19 protein-coding genes and 1 pseudogene are annotated in these 21374 nt (G+C 33.1%); 3 read left to right on the forward strand and 17 right to left on the reverse strand.

Annotated features, from left to right (window positions below):
- Positions 1-213: 213 nt before the first annotated feature.
- The 7 genes from ABZC13_RS12730 to ABZC13_RS12760 form a co-directional block, all read right to left on the reverse strand.
- Complete coding sequence (locus ABZC13_RS12730) at positions 214-501, reverse strand: hypothetical protein (RefSeq protein ID WP_373004557.1); 288 nt, start codon at positions 499-501, stop codon at positions 214-216.
- Positions 482-838, reverse strand: coding sequence for a hypothetical protein (locus tag ABZC13_RS12735; RefSeq protein ID WP_373004560.1), 357 nt, complete (start codon positions 836-838; stop codon positions 482-484). The genes ABZC13_RS12730 and ABZC13_RS12735 overlap by 20 nt, the downstream gene beginning before the upstream one ends.
- A gap of 55 nt (positions 839-893) precedes the next feature.
- Entirely contained in the window at positions 894-1877 is a 984-nt protein-coding gene (locus ABZC13_RS12740; protein WP_373004563.1) for a PAS domain-containing sensor histidine kinase, read from the reverse strand.
- Entirely contained in the window at positions 1877-3139 is a 1263-nt protein-coding gene (locus ABZC13_RS12745; protein ID WP_373004566.1) for a M18 family aminopeptidase, read from the reverse strand. Before ABZC13_RS12745 ends, ABZC13_RS12740 begins: the two co-directional genes overlap by 1 nt.
- 9 nt (positions 3140-3148) lie before the next feature.
- A complete protein-coding gene (gene dnaE / locus ABZC13_RS12750) occupies positions 3149-6700 on the reverse strand; it encodes a DNA polymerase III subunit alpha (RefSeq protein WP_373004569.1) in 3552 nt (1183 codons plus the stop codon).
- Between the two features lie 88 nt (positions 6701-6788).
- Positions 6789-7463, reverse strand: coding sequence for a response regulator (locus ABZC13_RS12755; protein ID WP_373004572.1), 675 nt, complete (start codon positions 7461-7463; stop codon positions 6789-6791).
- A gap of 73 nt (positions 7464-7536) precedes the next feature.
- Positions 7537-7728, reverse strand: a complete 192-nt coding sequence (locus tag ABZC13_RS12760) for a flagellin (RefSeq protein ID WP_373004575.1) — start codon at positions 7726-7728, stop codon at positions 7537-7539.
- 172 nt (positions 7729-7900) lie between these two features.
- On the opposite strand from ABZC13_RS12760, the gene ABZC13_RS12765 reads away from it, so the two are divergent.
- Positions 7901-9109 carry a sensor histidine kinase gene (locus ABZC13_RS12765; RefSeq protein ID WP_373004578.1) on the forward strand — a complete coding sequence of 403 codons (1209 nt, stop codon included), beginning with the start codon at positions 7901-7903 and terminating at the stop codon, positions 9107-9109.
- A gap of 30 nt (positions 9110-9139) precedes the next feature.
- On the opposite strand, the gene ABZC13_RS12770 is transcribed toward ABZC13_RS12765, so the two are convergent.
- The 4 genes from ABZC13_RS12770 to efp all read right to left on the reverse strand — a co-directional run bounded on the left by ABZC13_RS12770 (position 9140) and on the right by efp (position 14722).
- Positions 9140-10567: a helix-hairpin-helix domain-containing protein gene (locus ABZC13_RS12770; RefSeq protein WP_373004581.1), complete on the reverse strand. Its 1428-nt coding sequence runs from the start codon at positions 10565-10567 to the stop codon at positions 9140-9142.
- A 48-nt stretch (positions 10568-10615) separates the two neighbouring features.
- Positions 10616-12319 (reverse strand): ATP-binding protein, encoded by a 1704-nt coding sequence (locus tag ABZC13_RS12775; RefSeq protein WP_373004585.1) that lies wholly within the window; start codon positions 12317-12319, stop codon positions 10616-10618.
- Positions 12316-14016 (reverse strand): EAL domain-containing protein, encoded by a 1701-nt coding sequence (locus ABZC13_RS12780; RefSeq protein ID WP_373004588.1) that lies wholly within the window; start codon positions 14014-14016, stop codon positions 12316-12318. Before ABZC13_RS12780 ends, ABZC13_RS12775 begins: the two co-directional genes overlap by 4 nt.
- Before the next feature lie 139 nt (positions 14017-14155).
- On the reverse strand, positions 14156-14722 hold the full coding sequence (gene efp / locus ABZC13_RS12785) for an elongation factor P (RefSeq protein ID WP_373004591.1): 567 nt from the start codon (positions 14720-14722) through the stop codon (positions 14156-14158).
- Between the two features lie 93 nt (positions 14723-14815).
- Between efp and tgt the strand changes: the two genes are divergently transcribed.
- Complete coding sequence (gene tgt / locus ABZC13_RS12790) at positions 14816-15937, forward strand: tRNA guanosine(34) transglycosylase Tgt (protein WP_373004594.1); 1122 nt, start codon at positions 14816-14818, stop codon at positions 15935-15937.
- Positions 15938-16023: 86 nt separating this feature from the next.
- The gene (locus ABZC13_RS12795) at positions 16024-17481 is read left to right on the forward strand and encodes a hypothetical protein (RefSeq protein ID WP_373004598.1); all 1458 of its coding nucleotides are present in this window, start codon (positions 16024-16026) and stop codon (positions 17479-17481) included.
- Between the two features lie 6 nt (positions 17482-17487).
- Here ABZC13_RS12795 and ABZC13_RS12800 read toward each other — a convergent pair whose 3' ends face one another.
- The 6 genes and pseudogenes from ABZC13_RS12800 to ABZC13_RS12825 form a co-directional block, all read right to left on the reverse strand.
- Positions 17488-17868: a response regulator gene (locus tag ABZC13_RS12800; RefSeq protein WP_373004601.1), complete on the reverse strand. Its 381-nt coding sequence runs from the start codon at positions 17866-17868 to the stop codon at positions 17488-17490.
- 55 nt (positions 17869-17923) lie between these two features.
- Positions 17924-19117, reverse strand: a complete 1194-nt coding sequence (locus tag ABZC13_RS12805) for an amidohydrolase family protein (protein ID WP_373004604.1) — start codon at positions 19115-19117, stop codon at positions 17924-17926.
- 9 nt (positions 19118-19126) lie between these two features.
- Positions 19127-19759 (reverse strand): Crp/Fnr family transcriptional regulator, encoded by a 633-nt coding sequence (locus ABZC13_RS12810; RefSeq protein WP_373004607.1) that lies wholly within the window; start codon positions 19757-19759, stop codon positions 19127-19129.
- Entirely contained in the window at positions 19756-20205 is a 450-nt protein-coding gene (locus ABZC13_RS12815; RefSeq protein WP_373004611.1) for a hypothetical protein, read from the reverse strand. Before ABZC13_RS12815 ends, ABZC13_RS12810 begins: the two co-directional genes overlap by 4 nt.
- Positions 20202-21161, reverse strand: a complete 960-nt coding sequence (locus ABZC13_RS12820; RefSeq protein WP_373004614.1) for a hypothetical protein — start codon at positions 21159-21161, stop codon at positions 20202-20204. Before ABZC13_RS12820 ends, ABZC13_RS12815 begins: the two co-directional genes overlap by 4 nt.
- Positions 21158-21374 (reverse strand): annotated as a pseudogene (locus ABZC13_RS12825) (ABC transporter ATP-binding protein); the annotation flags it as partial. The gene ABZC13_RS12820 and the pseudogene ABZC13_RS12825, both read right to left, overlap by 4 nt.

Here is a 21374-nt window from a genome sequence, read left to right on the forward strand (position 1 = left end):
GAAGTGATTTCTCTTGTGTCTTATGAACGTTCTCTTTCATCTCATCTATTGAGTAGAAGTAGTTCATTATTATTATAATGAACCCGAATATGATAGACGCTATTAGCGGTATGTGTATCTTTTTACTGATTGATAGGTTGTGAAACATTAGAATCCTTTTAGGCAACATATTGTCATTATTTCACAACTGTGCTTAAAAGTCGTTTACTATTGCTACTCTGCTTTCTTGAATGTTACTTGAAAATCTCCACTATCTAACTCAACTGCTTCATGTGATATTGTAAATGGTATTCTCTCATAAAGAGGAAATGGTTCATGGAAAAACAGACCTACAAGTCTATCGTTTTCATTTTTTAAAAGACTAAGTCCTTTAACAGTATTGACCATGGGTTCTGGTGGGTTACACTCTGTTGCATTAAACTCATATATTGTTAAACCATCTTTTTCATATGTATAAAATGGAAGTGTCGTACCTGGAATCTCAACTAACTTTTTGTTCAAAATCTAAACCTTTTTTTGCTGTATATACATAACTGTTGTAACTTGGACTCCACTCAAAATACTTTGAAACTTTTTCAAATGCTTTGAGCACAATAGTATCATGGTTGTCATGATTATAAATAGTTATGGGAGTGTGGTAATATCTATTATATGATTCAATTGGATGCAGTAATAAATCCTGCCACGAGATTTCTATTTTACCGTCATATGGCTCAAAAGGAACAGTTGAGATAATGGTTTTGTTTGTTACCTTACATCTGAAGTGACAAACCACATAGAATCTATCTATCTTAACAAACTCTAAAAGAGAAGTTACGTTTTTATGATTTATTGGCATATCCTGATACCCTTGAATGAACTATATAAAACAGAAGCAAGAATTATACCATTTTTTAGATAGCAATCTTAATCTCGAAGCATTTTTTTTCTGTATCTAGAAGCTTTACAGAACCGCCATGTGCCTCAGCAATTTCTCTACATAAAACAAGTCCTAAGCCGTTACCTTTTACTTTTGTACTTTTAAAAGCTTCAAACAGCTCTGTTTTGTTCTCGATTTCTACACCGCTGTCATAGATATAAAATTTATGAAAAAACTTATCCTTTTCATAAATAACTTCCACTATCCCATCTTCATTATCATCACATTCTATGGCATCTATAGCATTTGCCATGAAATTTGAAAATAGCATCTCTAAAAGATCTTTATCTGCATTTAATTTAAAATCTTGTTCTGGAAATATGAAGCTAATCTCTTTAGAATATCCGTAATACCCAATAGACATATCAATTGAACTTTTTAAATCACTCCACATAAATGACCTAGTTGAGACTTCTACTCCTTTAGAAAACATCAACGTAGCTTTTATAATTCTATCTATACGATAAACTGACTTTTGTATCTCTTCAACTATAGCTACATTTTCAGGTAAAACACGTTTCTTAAGAGTTGAGCTTAGTAGTGAAATAGAACCAATAGGGTTTCTTATTTCATGGGATAGATGCGCTGCCATCTGACCCATAGTAGCAAGATTTTCTTTCCTTTTTTGCTCAGTTATATCTGTAGCACTTAGCATTATCTTGTCTTTGTAGTTTGAACTTTTTATAAGATAAAAACGTGAATTAAATGCCACCTCATAATCATCATTTTTAAACTCTAAAAGCTTTAACAGTTCCCAAAGATCTCTAGCTTTAGAGTTTTGTAAAAACACAGTGTCATCACTATTTACAATCCAGATAGCATTAGGTAGAAACTCAACAACTTTTTCAACTGTATCTTGAAGATGAGCATAAGAAGCCTTGAGCTCATTAAACTCATTTTCTACCTTATATGTCTGCTCGATTAAAAGATTTAACTCTTCGGCTGTTACTCCAGACATTACTTATTGAACCCTAATATTATTTTATAAAGAGAGTGTGCATCATCAGACCCCGCAAGCTCTCTTATCGAGTGCATAGCAAATGTTGGAAGTCCTACATCAAGAGTCTCTATTCCCAGTCTTGTAGCCGTTAAAGGCCCAATAGTAGAACCACAGCCTATATCGCTTCTTGTAACAAACTGCTGGATAGGTTCATTCAGCTCAGATGCCACGTTCATAAACCTGGAAATAGTCTTAGAGTTAGATGCATATCTTTGATTTGCATTTACCTTTATCACGCTTCCTTTGTTTACGTGGGGAGCATGATTTGAATCGTGTTTACTAGGAAAGTTTGGATGAATAGCATGTGCATTATCAGCAGAAATCATAGTTGAAGTTCTAATCATATGCATATATTCATCGTAGTCAGGAAACATTCTGCGAAGTGTATTTTCTAAAAATGAACCGCTTGCTCCGGATGTGGATTCACTTCCAACTTCTTCATGATCACTCGCAATAAATAGCATAGGACTATGTGCGTCTAAACTACAGATGCTTAGCATCCCAACATAACAACTAAGCAGGTTATCCAGTCTGGCACTAGCTATAAAATCATCACTAAGTCCGACAAAAGATGCTTTTTGAGTGTCATAAAAACTAAGCTCAGATGCGTAGAGTTCTTTTACATCTAAAATATCTATCTTTGAGAGTTGCCACTTTAAGAAATCATCAAAATCAAAATCATCTGATGTTGTCAAGATCGGGCATATATCTGTTTGGTTGTTTACACTTCTCTCTTTGTTCGCTTTATCATCAAGGTGAATTGCAAGAGATGAGATAATAGCTAAAGGCTTTTTAGCGTCTATAAGAACATCTTTTATCTTACCTTCACTGTTTAAGTAAGATACTCTTCCGGCTAAAGAGAGGTCCCTGTCAAACCAAGGGTTTAAAAGAGGAGAGCCATAAGTCTCAACTCCAAGCTTAACTGTTCCATGTTCTTTAATCACTGGATTTGGCTTTAACTTTAAGTTTGGAGAATCTGTATGAGCACCAACCATAGTGTAGTCTTTAGCATCTCTAGGATATGTAAATGCAATAACAGATGAGTCATTACGAGTTACATAATACTTAGCGCCCTCTTCCAGCTCCCACTTCTGCTCTTCATTAAGTTTTATAAATCCTGCATTTTCAAACATCATAGACATATTTCGTGTCGCATGAAAAGGTGTAGGAGACGCATCTAAGAAACCAAGTAAACCCTCATTAAAATCTTTTTTATCCATTTAAATTTCCTATCCTATGATATCTATAGCTTCATTACCGTCTAAAGCAGTTATGATTTTACTGTCGACTCTTATTGCTGAGTCAATTACTACATTATGCAGTTTTGAGATAATAGTAATTTTTAGTTGACGATTACCCGGATTTTGTCTTATTAGTCTGTAAAGGTCTTCTAAGACATTCATATTAGCATCTAATCTTACAGCCAAATTCAGTGGTTCTTGCGGTACTTCACGAACCTCTTTTTTAACTTTCTTACACTCTTTTTTAGATTCTTTTAGAGTCATAATCTTTGTAACACCGATTCTCGTAAACATCTCTGTATGAGTAATCTTTGCTTTAAATGCTATTGGCTCATCTAAATCCATCTCACTGAGTTGTTCAAGTTTATCTGAGAACAGCATAATCTCGATATTTCCATGAAAATCCATAAGATTTACAATTGCAAACTGGTTTCCTTTTTTAGAAACCTTTTTAACAATATCCTCTACCTTACCTATAAAAATCGCGAAACTGCCATCTTTAATGCCTTCAAGTTCTGAAGAGAGTGAGTAGTTTAACTCATCCATCACACTTCTATACTCGTCAAGAGGATGTCCTGATACATAAAAACCTAAAGTATCTTTTTCAAACTCTAGAATCTCTTTTAGCTCATACTCTTCAGAGTTTGTAAGAGATAATTTAACTGTTGTTATTTCTGCGTCATCTCCAAAGAGACTTCCAACTGCATTTTTCTTTGCATTAGACGCATCTTTTGCAGTATCAACAATCTTCTCTATCTGATCTAAAAGAGCTTTTCTAGAGTAACCAAATCTATCAAAACCACCTGATTTTATACTTGACTCAATAAAACGCTTGTTTACCTTTGATGGATCTATTCTGTTTACAAAATTTTCTATTGAAGTAAATTCGCCATCTTCTTCTCTTGTCTCTATAATTGAAATAACAGCTGATTTACCAACACCTTTAATAGCACCTAAACCAAAAAGGATGATGTCTTTTTCATTTTTCGTTATTGCAGAAAACTCTAAGTAAGAGTCATTAACATCAGGAGGAGAGAGTTCTATACCCATTCTCTTAACTTCATCTATGTAACGAACCACTTTTTCAGTGTTGTCCTTATCTGAAGTCAGAAGTGCCGCCATAAACTCATTTGGATAGTAAGTCTTCAGCCATGCGGTCTGAAAAGTTACCATTGCATAAGCTGCTGAGTGAGATTTATTAAAACCGTATCCGGCAAATTTTTCAATCAGGTCAAACAGTTTTGAAGCCTCAGCATAATCAAAACCTTGTTTTTGAGCACCTTGTGAGAATTCAGCATTATAGACGTTCATATCTTTTTTCTTACCCATCGCACGACGGATAATATCTGAGTAACCAAGAGAAAAGCCACCAATAGTCTGGACTATCTGCATAACCTGTTCTTGGTAAACAATGACCCCGTATGTATTTCCAAGAATTGCTTCCATCGGAGTAAATGTATACTCAATTGCCTCACGACCATGCTTACGTTCGATGAAAGAGTCTAGCATCCCGGACTCCATCGGTCCAGGTCTGTATAGTGCCAAGACCGCGATTAAGTCCTCAAAATTATCCGGTTTGAGACGTTTGTTAAGATCTTGCATACCGGAGGACTCTATCTGAAACATTCCCACAGTTTCACCTGTACGAATTACTTCATAAACCTTAGGATCATTCTCATCAATTGTATGCCAGTCTATATCTCTGTCATATCTTCTTTTTATAAGCTTTATAGCATTGTAGATTACATCAAGTGTTTTAAGTCCAAGGAAGTCAAACTTAATAAGGTCGACATCTTCAAGATAGTTAAGCGAGTATTGGGTCACGAAAGTATCTTCACCGGATGGTTTGTATATAGGTGTCTTATACCAAAGTTCTTCATTTGAAATAACTACACCAGCTGCATGAATACCTGAGTTTCTTTTTAAACCTTCAAGTTTTTTAGCAAACTCCCAAACTCTTTTGGCATTAGCATCTTCATTTATCAGTTCTTGAATTTTTGGCTCTTTTTGAAAAGCTCCATCAATAAACTCACCTTTTTTCTCTTTACCATTTAGAGTAATTCCAAGTTCATCCGGGATAAGTTTTGCCATCTTGTCAGCTTGAGATAATGGCATATCAAGTACACGTGCAACGTCACGGATAACCCCTTTTGCAAGCAGTGAACCAAAGGTGATGATCTGTGCAACTTGATTACGACCATACTTCTTAACAACATAGTCAATGACCTCACCACGGCGGGCTTGCATAAAGTCCATATCGATATCCGGCATAGACACACGCTCAGGATTTAGAAATCTCTCAAATAGAAGATCATATTTCATTGGGTCAATATCTGTAATATCTAGTGAATATGCAACAAGACTTCCAGCAGCAGAACCACGACCGGGACCAACAGCAATATCCATCTCTTTAGCAACTTTAACAAAATCCCAAACGATAAGCATGTAACCCGGAAACTTCATAGAGTTGATGATGTCCATCTCAAACTTCAGTCGCTCTCTATACTCATCATGTTTTTCTTGTGGCACATGTTTTAGTCTATTTATTAGACCAAGTTCACATCTGTATGTAAAGTATTCTGCATCACCAACATCTTTGTCATCGCTACTGAGGACTAAACCATCAGTCTCTGCATATTCTGGTGTAAATTTAAAATTTGGAGGAGTTGGTGTTTTTACAACCGGAGTATAATCTTCTATCTTATTTACAATCTCTTGAGTATGAGCAAGAGCTTCAGGAATATCAGCAAAGAGTCTTGCCATCTGCTCTGGAGACTTCAGATAAAACTCATGAACTGAGTGACGCATACGGTTTGGATCATCGTAGAGTTTATTCATCCCGATACACATAAATGCTTCATGGTATTGTGCATCTCCGGGATAAGTGTAGTGGGTATCATTTGTAGCGACTATTTTTATATCTGTCTCTTGTGCTATTTTTAATATGTCATTGTCAATATGAAGCTGATCTCCGATACCGTGTCTCATAAGTTCTAAGTAAAAATCATCGCCGAATATCTCTTTGTATTCAAGTGCTACGGCTTTGGCACCCTCGTAGCCTAAAGCACCGTTTCTTACATTTCTTTCATTAGCAAGGTTTAGATGCCAGTTAACTTCACCTTGAAGACAAGCAGAAGTACAAATCAGACCTTCACTGTGTTGTCGGAGTTCATTTTTATTTATACGTGGAAAGTAATACATACCTTCGATAAAAGCTTTTGACGAGAGATACATAAGGTTTTCATAACCCTTTTTATTCTTAGCAAAAAGACAGATATGAAATCTCTGTTTTGTAGACTTGTCATCTAATGTCTCACCGTTATGAATATAGCCTTCCATCCCGATAATAGGCTTAATATCAGCCGCCTTCATCTGGTGGTAAAAGTCTATGGCTCCAAACATGTTTCCATGGTCAGTCATAGCTACAGAAGTCATTCCAAGCTCTTTAACACGAGACACTAAGTTTGTAAGTTTGTTTGCACCGTCAAGTAGTGAGTATTCGGTATGTAGATGTAAGTGTGTGAAGGGTTGTGCACTCAAAATAATCACCTTTAAAAGTATTAAATTATTAAAGTGATTATAGTAAGTTTGTCTTAATATTTAGTAAGAGTTTTAATTAATACTCTTTTTAAGAAGCAGCTAAAATATAGCCAACTTTTGGAACATTTTTTATGTGTAAATCCGGCATCTTCTTTCTTAGTCTGTAGATAAGTTCTCTTAGTGACACTTCTCTATTACTCTCTCCGTTCCAGATTTTCATAATTAACTGTTCGTGAGATATATATGAATTTTTATTTTCTATTAAATACGCTAGAAATATAGTCTCATTCTTGCTCAGGTATATAATCTCATCATTTTCTCGTACTGTTTTACTTTCTTTTTCGTAGACATATGCACCGATTTCTACAATATTTTTATTTACTACTTGTCTATTTCTTTTAAATGACTCTACAACCATAAGAATTGCATTTAAGTCACTCTCAACAACAGGTTTTATTATATAACCAAGAGGAGATACTATTTTTGCTTTATCGATAGTCTCATCATCTTTAAATGATGTTATAAAAACTATAGATATTTTTGGGTACTTAATACTAATCTCATAAGCGAGATCAATCCCATCTAGTTTACCGTTTATCTGTATATCCATAAAGATAAGATCAATATCTCTTTCTCTACTTAAAAATTCTAACATTGCGGTAGATTCATCATACATACAAACAACATTATGCCCATGTTCTTCAAAAGTATCTTTTAAAAAAAGTGCTGTTATTGCTTCGTCTTCAACTATTGCTATTTTCATTTATCATCTTTATATTTTATTATATTTAGAATAGAGTTTAGAAAGAAATTATAGCGATTTCTAATTCATTTTACTATTGGAGCAGTCTCATTACTTTTTGCTGTCTAGCATTAGCCTGACACATAATATATGATCCTGTGCGAGATAAAATATTATGTTTGCTAAAGTTTGAACTCTCTTTTGTGAAATACATATTTTTAGATTTATATTTGCTAATATCTAGTTTATTTTGAATTGTTTCATCAACAGCGTTCAAAATATTCATTCCATTAAACCTTTTATTAGAGATATTTACTTGATATTATTAAATCGTCTTCAAGATAATAAAAATGTATGAAAAAAAGTGAGAAACATGTTAGAAAAAAATGAGAAAAGAGCTTGCATATATAATTTCTGTTATGATAAGAAAAATATGTATAAAAAGGAATTATTCACCGATGAATATTTGTGCTTTTAAAGATGCAAAGATGCAAAAAAAGTTTGACAGATGGAGAGAACCTCTACAATTAAAACAGATATATGTAATATCTATTTTAACTGCTTCCTTATATATAATCATGTCATTCGCTGATAGAGTAATTGCACCTAAAGAGACTATGTCTTTAATGGTATTTGTACACCTGTGGGCTGTCCCATCTGTACTATTAGTAATTTCACTTCTTACCTATTTAAAAAAATACAAAATTTTTATGATAAATCTACTTATAGTAGCACCCCTTATCGCAGCTATTGGTAATATAATAATTGTCTCAAATTTTCATGGATATTCTATATATTCAAATGAGATATATCTTATAGTATTTTGGATATTCACGGTTTCTGGTTTAAAGCTTATTCAAGGGCTCATCAGTGCACTTTTGGTTGTTGTTATGTCTGTCACCTGTTCTTACTTATTTTATAATCTCCAGACAAATGAATTTATTATGCATTTATTTTGGTTATTCGCCTCCATGACTTTTGGTTTTTTTGGGAAATATCTACTAGAACTATCAAATAAAAGCATCTTTATAAAACATGAACAGCTTTCATTGGAGTTAAATAACAAAAATGTTTTACTAAGAGAACTTTTTCACAGAGTAAAAAACAATCTGCAAATAATTTCGTCTATATTATCCTTACAATCAAAAAAGATAGAGGATAAATCTGCAAAAGAAGTTTTCCAAAACAGTATTCAAACAATTATATCAATGGGGATTATTCATGAAAAACTATATAAATCTGATAACTTGGAAGCTGTTAATATAAGCGATTACGTATATAGTCTAATAAGCTATATGAAACAGAATTTAGGCGGAAGTGATATAAAGTTTAATGTAGAGTGTGATGATATGATGATTACACTTGACAATGCAATTCCAATTGGTTTAGTTATAAATGAATTATTAACAAATAGTATTAAATATGCATTTAATGAAGACTCTAAAAATAAGACTATAGACATTAAAATGAATCTAGATAATGAAAAATTAATTTTAGAAGTATCTGACAATGGTGTAGGAATTGATTTTGACAACCTTATTAAGGGCTTTGGTTTTAAACTTATTGACTCTCTAGTTGTATATCAGTTAAAAGGATCTTTGGAGTATTTTAATAGAAATGGTCTTTGCTATATATTGAAGTTTAATGAGAATGTTTTAGCGAAGTAGTCTTACTCTCAGCTTTGCTGAGAATAAGAATTATTTTAAAAGTTTTTTCCAAGCTTTTTCAATCTTAGATGCAAGCTTTTTAGTAATACCTTTTACTTCAGTAAGTATAGAAGTGTTTTGGTGTAATACACCAACTACTTCATCAACATTTCCAAAGTGTTTTACTATTTTTTCTACTTTTTTACTACCGATTCCATCAACTGATGTTAAGAAGTCACTTAACTCTTCTTTAGTTATCGTAGCTTCTTGAGCTTCTGATTCATTAGACTCATCTTTTGTTGGATTTGGAACAGGTTTATCATTAGCAATTTCTTGCTTTGATGATTTTTTAACAGACTTCAGAGCAAGGTTATCTTGATAGTTATAAATCTCACTTGGCCACTCTTCACTCCATCTTCTTTTTACATCATACATCTTGTACTCTTTGTCAAGCACGTGAAGATATACTTCATTCTCACCAAATAGTTTTCTCTTCTTACCAAAGTATGCACCGTCATAACTAGCGTTGTACTCACCAAATGTTATGTGTCTCATAGTTCTAAGAATAGAGCTGTCAAGTTTTCCTAACTCTTCCCAGTTAAACATTGGAGCATGAGGTTTTCTAAATCTACCTTCACTAAGACTCCACATTAGATATTGACCGATCCAGTCTCTGATATATGGGAATGCCGCAAATGCCGTAGCACATTCTAAGATACGAACCTTACCATCTTTACCATAAGCCACATCACAAGCCCAATACTCAGCTTTAGCTGCCTTTGATACTTCTACAGCTAAGTCAAGCACATTTTTTGGAACGTCGTTATAATCCATGCTGCCACCCTGAGAAGTGTTTGTTAACCATTCACCTTCAGGTGCACGTCTCCAGAATGCACATACAGGTTTGTGACCTATAAGCATTACACGGATATCGGCTTCCATTGGAACAAAATCTTGGAAGTACTGAGGATGATATTTTTTCTCATCAAAAAGCTCTCTGGCTTCTTTATAGCTATCTACTTTGTGTACAAAGTATCCACCATAATTTGATGGTCCGTAAGATTTTTTAATTATCTTAGGATATTCACACTTTTTAAGAAATTTATCTGCATTATCATGTTTGTAGTAGATATATGTTTTTGGAATCGGAAGATTATATTTCCAAGCAAATCTCGTAACATTTTCTTTTGATTTGTTAGAAAACTGTGTATCCATTGATGGGATAAATCTCACATGAGGAAGCTCACGAGCTATCTCTCTAAAAGTTTCATAAGCAGTTGCTGGGATGTTACCAATAAGTACATCGATTTTTTTTCTTTTTACCTCTTTGATAAATCTATCTTTATCATTTTTCCAGTGGTATGTAACCGTTTCGATCTTGTTTGGCCATCCTTTAAAGTTTGAATGATCAAAAAATCTCAGTACATAATCAAGGTATAAAAAACCTAATTTTGGTAGTTGCTTATTACTTAATCCCATTTTTACTTACTCCCATATTTTATTATGTGTAATTATAGTAAAAATGTCTTAAATTTTTGTCTTTTTTATCTTTATACTAAACTCTGCACCATAAAACTTTTCATTCTCTACTTCAAATTCTCTATTTTCAACTTCAATAGTGCTGTTAAAGTGTTTTGTAATTATTTTTTTACTCATAAACAGACCTATCCCCGTTCCCTGAGATTTATGTTTTGTTGTAAAGTATGGCTCAAATATTTTTGTTTTTATATCATCAGGAATTCCACCTGCATTATCATGTATTTTTACAACCATATGTTTATCTTCATTAAAAACTTCTATTAATACAACCGGGTTCTTAATTTTTTTTTCTTTCAAAGCATCTTTGGCATTATTTAAAATATTTAAAAATACTTGAGAGAGCTCACCACTACTGCCATTAACGACTATTTTTGATTTACTGCTTCTAAGAGTAAGGTTTATATTATTATCTTTGTACATAGCTTCTGTAAGCATTATAGACTTATCTACTACATCACAAATCTCAAACGTACCTATCTCTTTGTCTTGTTTAAAGAAGTCTCTAAAATCATCTATAGTTTTTGAGAGATGTTGAGTATGATCTTTTATCTTTACAAAGGTCTCATCAAGTTCTTCATCACTTATAAGATTATTTTTATATCTAAGTTTTGCACCTGTTGCTATGGTACTAATAGAACTAAGAGGTTGTCTCCACTGATGGGCAATATTTCCTATCATCTCACCCATCGCTGCAAATCTAGACTGTTCCACTATAAGAGAATCTTTTTCTTTTTCTAGAGTAATATCTTGAATATTTGCAACAACGATTCTACTGCCTTCTTCTGTTTTAGAACCAAACGAGATTCGTATAGGAAATATGTTTTTATTTTTGTGCTGACCCTCAAGCTCAAAGATAAAGTTTTTATTATTAAACTCTCCCGTTGTCATAAAAGTCTTAAGTCCATTTACATGTCTATCTAAATACTTATGTGGAATAATCCTCTCATCAAGAAGTTGAGTATGGAGCATCTCCTCTGCAGCGTAACCAAACATATTTTGTGCACTCTTATTGAATGTCAAAATATTAAAGTTAGCATCTACAGCAATAATAGCATTGTTATTAATCTCAGTAATCATATCCGCATACTCTTTTTGACTCTTTAACTCTTTTGTTTTTTTCTTTACACTGTTATTAGCAGGTCTAAATATAAAAAGTGCTTCAAACAGCAGTGTTACCGAGATAAATAAGAAGATAAACAGTTCTACATTTTTTAGATTCTGAGTTTTTTGCTCAGTCTCTTTTTGATAAATAGATACAGCACTGTCTAAATCTTTTAAAAGTGGCTGAGAATTCGTCAGTATATATGTCAAACTCCTTCCATCTCTATTTTTTAAGAAACTTTTTCCTCTTTCAATATATGCCTTTACTTTTTCATCTAAAAGAACAGGCTTTGAGAAGTATATATCCTTTAGTTCGTCAGACATTTCCAAAGATAGAAGATATGCATGAGATGAATCCATCAAGTCTACCATCTCTTCAAGACTCTTAGTTTTATAGTGGATTGCAAAAAGTGCTATTTTTTGAGAGAGCATTCTCTGTTTACCACTGATATTTATTACTTTGACATCATTTGATTGTGAATCAATCAACTTAACAAGATTTAAGTAAGCTGCGAATGAAAAAAGTGCGATTAGGGATAAGGCAAAAACATATTTAGTTGTAAAAGAAAGTGATGTAGAGAGTCCAATCACTCTATTTGCTCTAATGGTTCAGAGAAATAAAAACCTTGATACTCATCTATTTCCATAACCTGAAGTAGCGAAAGGACATCTTCACAGTGGACAAATTCTGCAACAGTTTTTATGCCTAAAGAATGAGCAAAATCATTTATACTTTTTGTAATAAGATAAGAGTTGTTGTCATTGTGAATATTCTTGACAAGAGAACCGTCAATTTTAATATAATCTGGTTCAAACTTCAGTAAATACGCAAAGTTAGAATATCCACTTCCAAAATCATCAATTGCTATTTTGCATCCAAGCTGTTTTACATTATCTATAAAACCTATGACTTTTTTATAATCTGTAATACTTTCACTCTCTAAAAGTTCGAAGGTAATTAGATTAGCTATATCTCTTTTATTTAGCTCATCTTCAATGAATTTTATGATTTCAAGATTTACAACATCCTCTATTGATAAGTTAATATTGATAGAAATTTTTTTATCTTGAGCAGTATCAAAAACCTTTTGAATAACTATTTTAGTCAGTTGCGGATAAAACTTAACCTTTTTTGCTATATCTAAAAAAAGCATTGGAGGATATACTGTTCCATTGTCTTCAATACGCATCAGAGCTTCATACTTAAGTATATTTTCTTTTGCATCTACAATAGGCTGATAGTAAACTAAAACATTATTTAGTTTAATCGCATTTTCTATTATTTTTGTCCACTTAACATCATTTTTATATTCAGCATCCATACTACATTCATCACTATATATTAAATATGGTAGTCTGCCTGTTTTAGCTTTTTTTAAAGCCATATCTGCACTTTCAAGAGTATTTACCTTCTCATGAGAAACACCAATGGTTACGTTAACTCTTATCACAATATCATAGTCAACTATATTTAGAGGTTCTGAGTTTACCACTTTCAAAATAGATCTAATAGTTTCTTCACACTTACGTTTATCTAGTTCTGCTTCTTTCATCAGAGCAAATTGGTCAGCTCCTATCCTATATAATTCACACTCTACACTTTTGACAAAGTTTTTGAGTATCTTTGAGACTGCATCTAGGACTAAGTTACCTATATGTTCACCATACAAGTCATTGATACTTTTAAAAGAGTCTATATCGATTATCAATAGGACGGGGTTATATACCTTTTTCAGATCTCTAAGTAGCGACTTTCTGTTTTTTAAAGATGTCAATCTATCTGTATGAAGTTGGTAATATAATTTTTCATTTTGAAGGCGAAGCTCTTTAGTCTTTTCTTCTACTTTTTTCTCTAATTCTTCATTTATCTCTTGGAGTGTGTTTTTAAGTTTATCATTTTCTATTTTTACAGAAGCTTTTTCTATAGCTTTTAAGAGGAGCTCTACATCTATCGGCTTTATAATATAACCTGTAACTGATTGTTCGATAGTCTTTTTCAAATACTCACTATCGCTAAAAGCAGTCGAGTAGATAACTGGAACATCAGAATCAATCTCTCTTATTTCATCAATCATATCAATACCGTTGAGATCTGGCATCAGGATATCAGTAATAATTAGATCAATCTTATCAGCGTTTTCTATGTAGTATTTTAAACCTTCTTTACCATCATTGGCTGTAAAGATCTCTTTAACAAATGGGGATAAATTTTGACACACTTCTTTTTGTAAAGCCAGTTCATCTTCGACATAAAGTATTGAAATTGTTTTTAGAAGTTCGAAGTTCATAATTAAGTATAATACTTAACTTAAACTGAAACTTAATTGAATTTAGATATTTTAAAGACAATTATAATAATCAGGCTTGTTTTTTTGCAAATAGCATGAGAAGGTTTATCTCATGCTAATGAAGATTAAAGTGGAGGTATTATTTTACTTTTTCCAAATATTCACAGTCAACAGTATTTACTTTGATTAAATCACCTTCAAGAACATGATAAGGAACTTGAACTACAGCACCAGTCTCTAAAGTTGCAGGTTTTTTACTTCCACTTGAAGTATCACCTTTGAAATTTGGAGGAGTTTCAGTAATAATGAGTTCCATTGTCTCAGGAGCTGCAACAGAGATTGCTTGACCTTTAAAGAAAATAATATCAACATTGATTCCATCTTTGAACCATTTTGAAGCGTCATCACACTGCTCATACGAAAGGCCAAGTTGGTCATAAGTGTCGTTGTCCATAAACTGGAACATATCTCCATCATCATAAAGATACTGCATTGTTTTATAGTCGATTATTGGAACTTCAAACTTATCTCCAGCATGAACAGTTTTATCAACAACTTTACCATTTAAAAAACTTTTCATTTTCATACGAACAAATGCCGCACCTTTACCTGGTTTAACATGTTGAAATTCCACTACTTTATATGGTACTTCACCTACAATTAGACGAACATTCTTCTTAATATCGCTCATTCCGATAGTTGCCATTAATACACCCTTAAAATATAATTATGAAATTTTACAATAAAGGTTCTTAGAATGCTATAATGTCACTAAAATTATTAACGGATTTATCAAACTATGGAATTTACTCTAGAAGCAACTTCAAAAAATGCACGTGCATGTACTATCAAAACAGCTCACTCCACTATAAAAACACCGGTTTTCATGCCGGTTGGAACTTTAGGTAGCATCAAAGCTTTAGATATGGATGATGTACTAAATGTATTAGGTGCAGAGATTATTCTAGCAAATACTTACCATATGTACCTGCGCCCTGGTGATGAGACTGTTGCGAAGATGGGTAAACTTCATAAGTTCACAACATACCCAAAAAGCTTTCTTACAGACAGCGGCGGATTTCAGGCATTTAGCCTTAGTGACATATCAAAACCAAAAGAAAATGGTATAGAGTTTCGCTCTCATATAGACGGCTCAAAACACTTCTTTACACCAAAGAAAGTTATTGATATCCAAAATAATCTCGGCTCAGATATTATGATGATACTTGATGACCTTGTTGCTCTTCCTGCAACTCAAGAACGTATTAAACTCTCTATTGAAAGAACGACTGCGTGGGCTAAAGAATCAATACAATATTTTCGCGAAAAACAGGCAAAAGGCATAGGTGTTGATCAAAATATATTTGCCATAATCCAAGGTGGAACAGACAAAGCGTTCAGAACTAAGAGTGCAACTGAACTTTGTGCACTTGATTATGACGGTTTTGCTATTGGTGGCTTAAGTGTTGGTGAATTAAATAACGAGATGTATGACACAGTTGAGCATACAACTCAGTATATGCCAAAAGACAAACCTCGCTACCTTATGGGTGTTGGTACTCCTGAAGATCTTATAGAAAACATAGAAAGAGGCATCGATATGTTTGACTGTGTTATGCCGACACGTAATGCAAGAAATGGTACTCTATTTACATCTTTTGGAAAGATAAATATTAAGGGTGCGAAGTTTAAAGAAGATGCGGCTCCGATTGATCCGGAGTGTAAATGTATCACTTGTCAAAGATACTCTCGTGCATATCTAAACCATATGTTTAGAGCTCGTGAAATAACATACTTCAGACTCGCAACTATTCATAACCTTCACTATTATCTGAACCTTATGAGAGAAGTCAGAGTTGCTATTTTAGAAGATAGATTTGCAGAGTATAAAGAAATGTTTTATAAAAAAAGAGCAAATTAGTAGGTTTAATAATATTACTCACTACTAACTCACTACTATCAGATAGAATACTATTTTAAAAAATCATATTAGGGAAAACAACCATAATGAAAAATGAAAGACTTTTTAAAGTAGGTCAAAACTTAGTTAAATTTGCTTGGACAATTGAGATTATTGCCGTATTAATAGGTTTTTTAATTTCTATTATTGTCTCTTATTCTGTGTTTAATGAGATAAATAGATTTGGTAAAGAATTTACATTTGGTGACTACTCGGCTATCTTAGTTGCCGGTCTTCCCTTTTTACTTGTTGCAGTAGTAGAGGCTACTAAGATTCCTATCGCTACTGCTATGATGTATGCGAAACACAGACCTTGGAAAATCATGCTGTTTTTTGGAGTGATTTTACTTTCTTTAATCACATTTGAGACTATGATTAACGGTTTTGAGCGTAACTTTGCCAACCTTACATTTGCTATAGATGAGAGAAAGAGTGAGTCTCTGTTACTTCAACATAGTATTGATAACATCGAAGAGCAAAAAAGAAAAATTGATACTATAAAAATTGATAAAGTTGAAAACACTTATGCAAACAGAATCGCTCGTGCAAATGAAAACTATAATCAACAAGTAGAACGCCAAAGCCAATATATCAGCCAGCAGCTAAATGGTATGGATGATAGCTACAAAGCTAAAATAGATAAAGAGCTAAACTCTCTCTACGTTAAAGAGAGCAATATATATGAATCATGGGATGAAGAACGTGAGAGTATGCAAAAACGCTTGCGAACTCTACTGAACCAAAATGTATCTGGTGCAAATAAAGACAAAGAGAAACTAGCTCGTGAAGTAGATGCGCTAAAGCGGGAGATGAAGATAAAAATGGATGACTCTACTTTCTTAACCAGAGGTGCCGTTGAGAGAAAATACAGACAACTTATATCAGAGAAAGAAAAACGTCTGTATGCAGTTTCTGACTATGCTACAGGGACAAAAGCACTTGATCAGCAGACAGGCACAGAGAAACAACTACAAGAGCAGTTAGCAGTTGTAGGCAAGACTTATCAAAAACGTGTAGATGCTATTCACTCACGGATTGACTATCTAAATGACCAACTTAAAAAGCAACAAAGTTCTAATGATTTTTTACAGACTAAGTACCGTAAAGAGCTAGAAAACTTCACTCTTAATGCTGCTAAAAATAAAGATAATCTAATCAGAAGAGCAGCGAATGAAAAACATAGTCTTTATAATAAATATACAGATATTCAAACAAAGATGAAAGATCATGATAGTAAGATTTTTGAGTTAAAGAAAGAACAGACTTCTATACACTATGAGATGAATAGACTTGTAAATCAAAATCAGGTTTATCGAGTTGCTTCATATATAAGTTCTAAAGAAAATGGTATGGATGTACCACACGAGCTAGTTGGACTTGTAGCACTGATCTGGTTTGCATCACTTGCATTTATAAGTTCTGTAACTGGTGTATTTTTGGCGATTGCCGGTATATATATTCAGAAGTGTTATGATCCTGAATTAAACAAGAAGACTGTAGTTTAGTCTTCTTTACTTACGGCGCTTCAGTATCTCAGGAAGTACGAAGTGTCTAAAGTGTGCATCGTTAATAGGTTTTTTCAAGAAACGCTGAACACCAACCTTTTTCATATCTGCATAACTCTCAGGACTCTCATCACCGCTAATAGCAAAAAAAGAACTCTTTAAATTCGGCTTATTCTCGAATACCAGCTTGGCAAATTCATAACCATTCATCTTCGGCATATTTATATCTGTAAAAACTATATCTGCGCCGTTTTGTCTTATAAACTCTACAGCTTCATGACCATTCTCAAATGAGAACATCTCATCATCTTCCACACCAAAATCTTCTAAAAAAGACTCAATTATCATTCTGACCGTCAAAGAGTCGTCTAATATTACTATTTTCATGAAATAATTATAACCTATTTGTCTTCCAAAAAAATTGATTTAGCTCATTCTTTTGTTAAAATATATTAATTACTTCTCCACTTAACTTTTCACCATTATAAAGTGATTGTTCATTTTCAACTTCTTTTATAACATCAGTAGCAAAAAGAAAAGCATTTGCTCTGCTTCCTACTTTTATCTCTCCTGCATCTAGACCTATGCTTTTTGCTGGGTTTTGTGATGTTAGCTTAATTAGTTCTGCCATTGTGAGAAGTCCGCTTTGTACAAGTTTAGTGTAGTAAAGAGGCATAGCATCTGATAGTGCTTCACATCCATAATCTGCATCATAAAATGCAACTTCTTTATTTACAGGGGAACTTGGCTGATGAAGTGTTGTAAGAACGTCTATCTCTTTGTTTTTAAGTGCTGCTCTTAAAAGCTCTACATCACGTGCAGATGCTAAAGGCGGGTCAAGCTTTGCTGTTGTGTTGAAACCTTCACAAGCCTCATCTGAGTTAGTCAGGTGATGGATAGAAACTTCACATCTAACATCTACACCATCTTCTTTTGCTTTAGTTATAAGAGAGATAGAGCGAGGAGAAGCGATAGACTTAAAAAGTATCTTGATGTTAAAGTGTCTTGCAATCTCTATCATACGAGAAACATGAAGAACTTCACTAAGATCAGGAATACCTGCAAGTCCAAGCTTTGAGCTTACATCACCATCCAGCATTACTCCACTATTTATAAGAGAGTTGTCTTCTGCCTTACAAAAGAGTGTCACATCATACATCTGTGCATATTCAGCTATTTTAATAGCTACATCATTTTTAGCTATTGTACTCATATATGGAGCTACTGCACCACTTTTTAAAAGTATGGCTATATTACTTAGTGTACTGTCCTCTTTTAGAGAGTTTAGCATCAAATCAATCTTAGCACCTTCTAGGTTATGAAGTCCATTTTGAGCGAATTCTAGTACTACTTCATTATCAATTGCAGGAGCACTATCTGCATTTAAAATTATATGCCCTATTCCACCACGATGTGCTTCTTGGGAGATTGCTTTAATATTTTTTGAATTCAGTGTTGAGTCGAGAAGCCTTACATTTGTATCTACTAAAAATGGTAAAAAGTATGCACCTCTTGCATCCATTGTCTCACCACCTTCTAAACCGGAACCCATTTCTGTAATAATACCGTCTTCTATACGTATATCAGATTTATACTCACCATTAACATCGCATACCACTGCATTTGATATTATCATTTTTCTACCTTACTCAAAATATTGTAATAACGCTTCTTTATCTACTTTTTTAGACTTTATATCTATAATATCATGATCTTTGAAAAACTTCAAAATTCTAGAAAGAGTCTCTGGGGAAACACTAAGTATCTCTGCGATTAAAATATTTTTAGTAGTAAAAAAATCATCAGGATGGTTATAGATATACTTAGCAACTCTCTCTTTAGAGTCTAAAACTAAGTTAGTAGAGATGATAGTCTCAAGATTTTTTATCTTTTTAATTAAAGAAGTTTGTATGATAAATGAAAGTTCAGGACTAGAGTAGATAATCCCTTTTAGTTTTTCAAAATCTATCTTTAGTATTTCAACATCTGTATATGCTTTGGCTGTTGCCGGATAAGGTATTTGCTCAAAATTAGCAACCTCACCTATAAGTTCATTTTCGTGAAAATATTTTAAAACTATCTCTTTATGATTAGATGAAGTCTTATATAGTTTTATGATTCCAGATGCTAAAAGATATAGGTACTTAGAGTCATCTCCCTCATAAAAAACAATATTATCTTTTGAAATAGTATGCTCTGTAGTAAAGTTTTCTATTCTATCGAGTGTATCTTCATCCAAATCTTTGAACATGTCTATGTTTTTTAATTTTAATTTCATTGATTCATCTTTGTAACTCTAGTAATAACTTCATCATAAGATATAATCTCTTCACCTTTTTTGATGCTGTTTTTTGATTTATGTGCAGAAAAACCGTACGCCATAGGTGTAACGTTATTTGTGTCGTAAAACGCAGCTCTTGCATCTATAAACTCTCCAGATTGCACATCCGTCACCCATACTATTGCTCTGTTCTTCCACTCAATTTTCTCTTCTTCAAACCAAAGAGCCATACAACCGAGGTCATCAAACATATATGTCTTTGATGTCTCTGGGTTTCTTACTTGTACAGTATTTTTTCTGTCACTTACAACCATGACACATCTACTACACATGTCTCTATCCCAGTGAACTTCTGCTACGCCTGTTTCAGCTTCTTTTTCACAAGCTAAAAACACTACTCCAATAACAAGAAGTAATAAAACTTTTAGATACTTAACAATCAAAGCCAAACCCCATTTTTTATAAAATATATCATCACAAATGAACTCAGTAATATAACATAAAGAGTGTTAAATATCAGAGACTTTTTGTAGCTTTTGTCTCTATTTTCTTTATCAGACTCTATAAATCCAACTACAAGACCATAAAAAGTTCCCATAAACAAGAGTGTGTAGATAATATAACCTACAAAGTAATAATCACTCTGTAAAAAACAAAACGGACAGTGATGCGAAGGAAGTTCATAGATATAAGTTCCAAAAAAGACAATCAGAGTAACTAAAGATATAATGGCAAAAAAAGCATTGCTTATGGCAAACAAGTATTTATTTTTAATCATGTAAAAAAAGATTATCAGTAAAAATATTCCATAAAACACAGATAAAAGAAGAGCAGTATCCAGAGCAAAAATGCTTGATATTGCAGAAGTTGAAGAACTTGAGTATAGAGTTCCACAACAACTTACCATCTTATCTATCTCAATTGAGCCAAACATTATTCCTTCGACAATCAACTCAGCCATAAAAAGAAAAAAAGCCAAGATAAAAAGACCAAACTTTTGCTTCGTAAATGGCTGGTTTTCATGTTTCATATCTTCATTATGCAGAACAATCCAGTATGCAAAGATATATAAGTTTATGATTTTTAGTATAAAAAGAGGTATACCGTACTCTGTCGCATCTACGACCCCTGCCCCACACATTGCTCCTGTAAGGACATTTGATATTTTATCGAGTGTAAATACAAAAAACAAAAATAGCGGTACTTTAATTATAAATATATATTTAATGATTGTAGCACCAAGATAGCTTAGTTTTTCCAGCTTGTACTGTTGCTTACTTACTGAGTTTAAATCCCATCCAAAGTAGATTTTCACACTCAAAATAAATGCGATGATGCCAAAAAATGCGAAGAGTGCATTTAGAATAAATATGGCTAGGACTTCAGGTGTAAGAATCAAACTAAAGCACCGTTATGCATCTCTATCTCCCTGTCTACAAAATCAAGACCAAAAAATAGAGGATCATGTGTAGCGACGATTATTGTCTTGTTGAGAGCCTTTAGCTCTCTGAGCATCTCTATAAAATGAAGAGATAATTTTTCATCAAGGTTTGCCGTGGGTTCATCTGCTATGATGATTTTAGGGTTGTTTACATTTGCTCTTGCGATTGCA

The organism is Sulfurimonas sp. (genome assembly GCF_041563035.1).
Classification (GTDB): domain Bacteria; phylum Campylobacterota; class Campylobacteria; order Campylobacterales; family Sulfurimonadaceae; genus Sulfurimonas.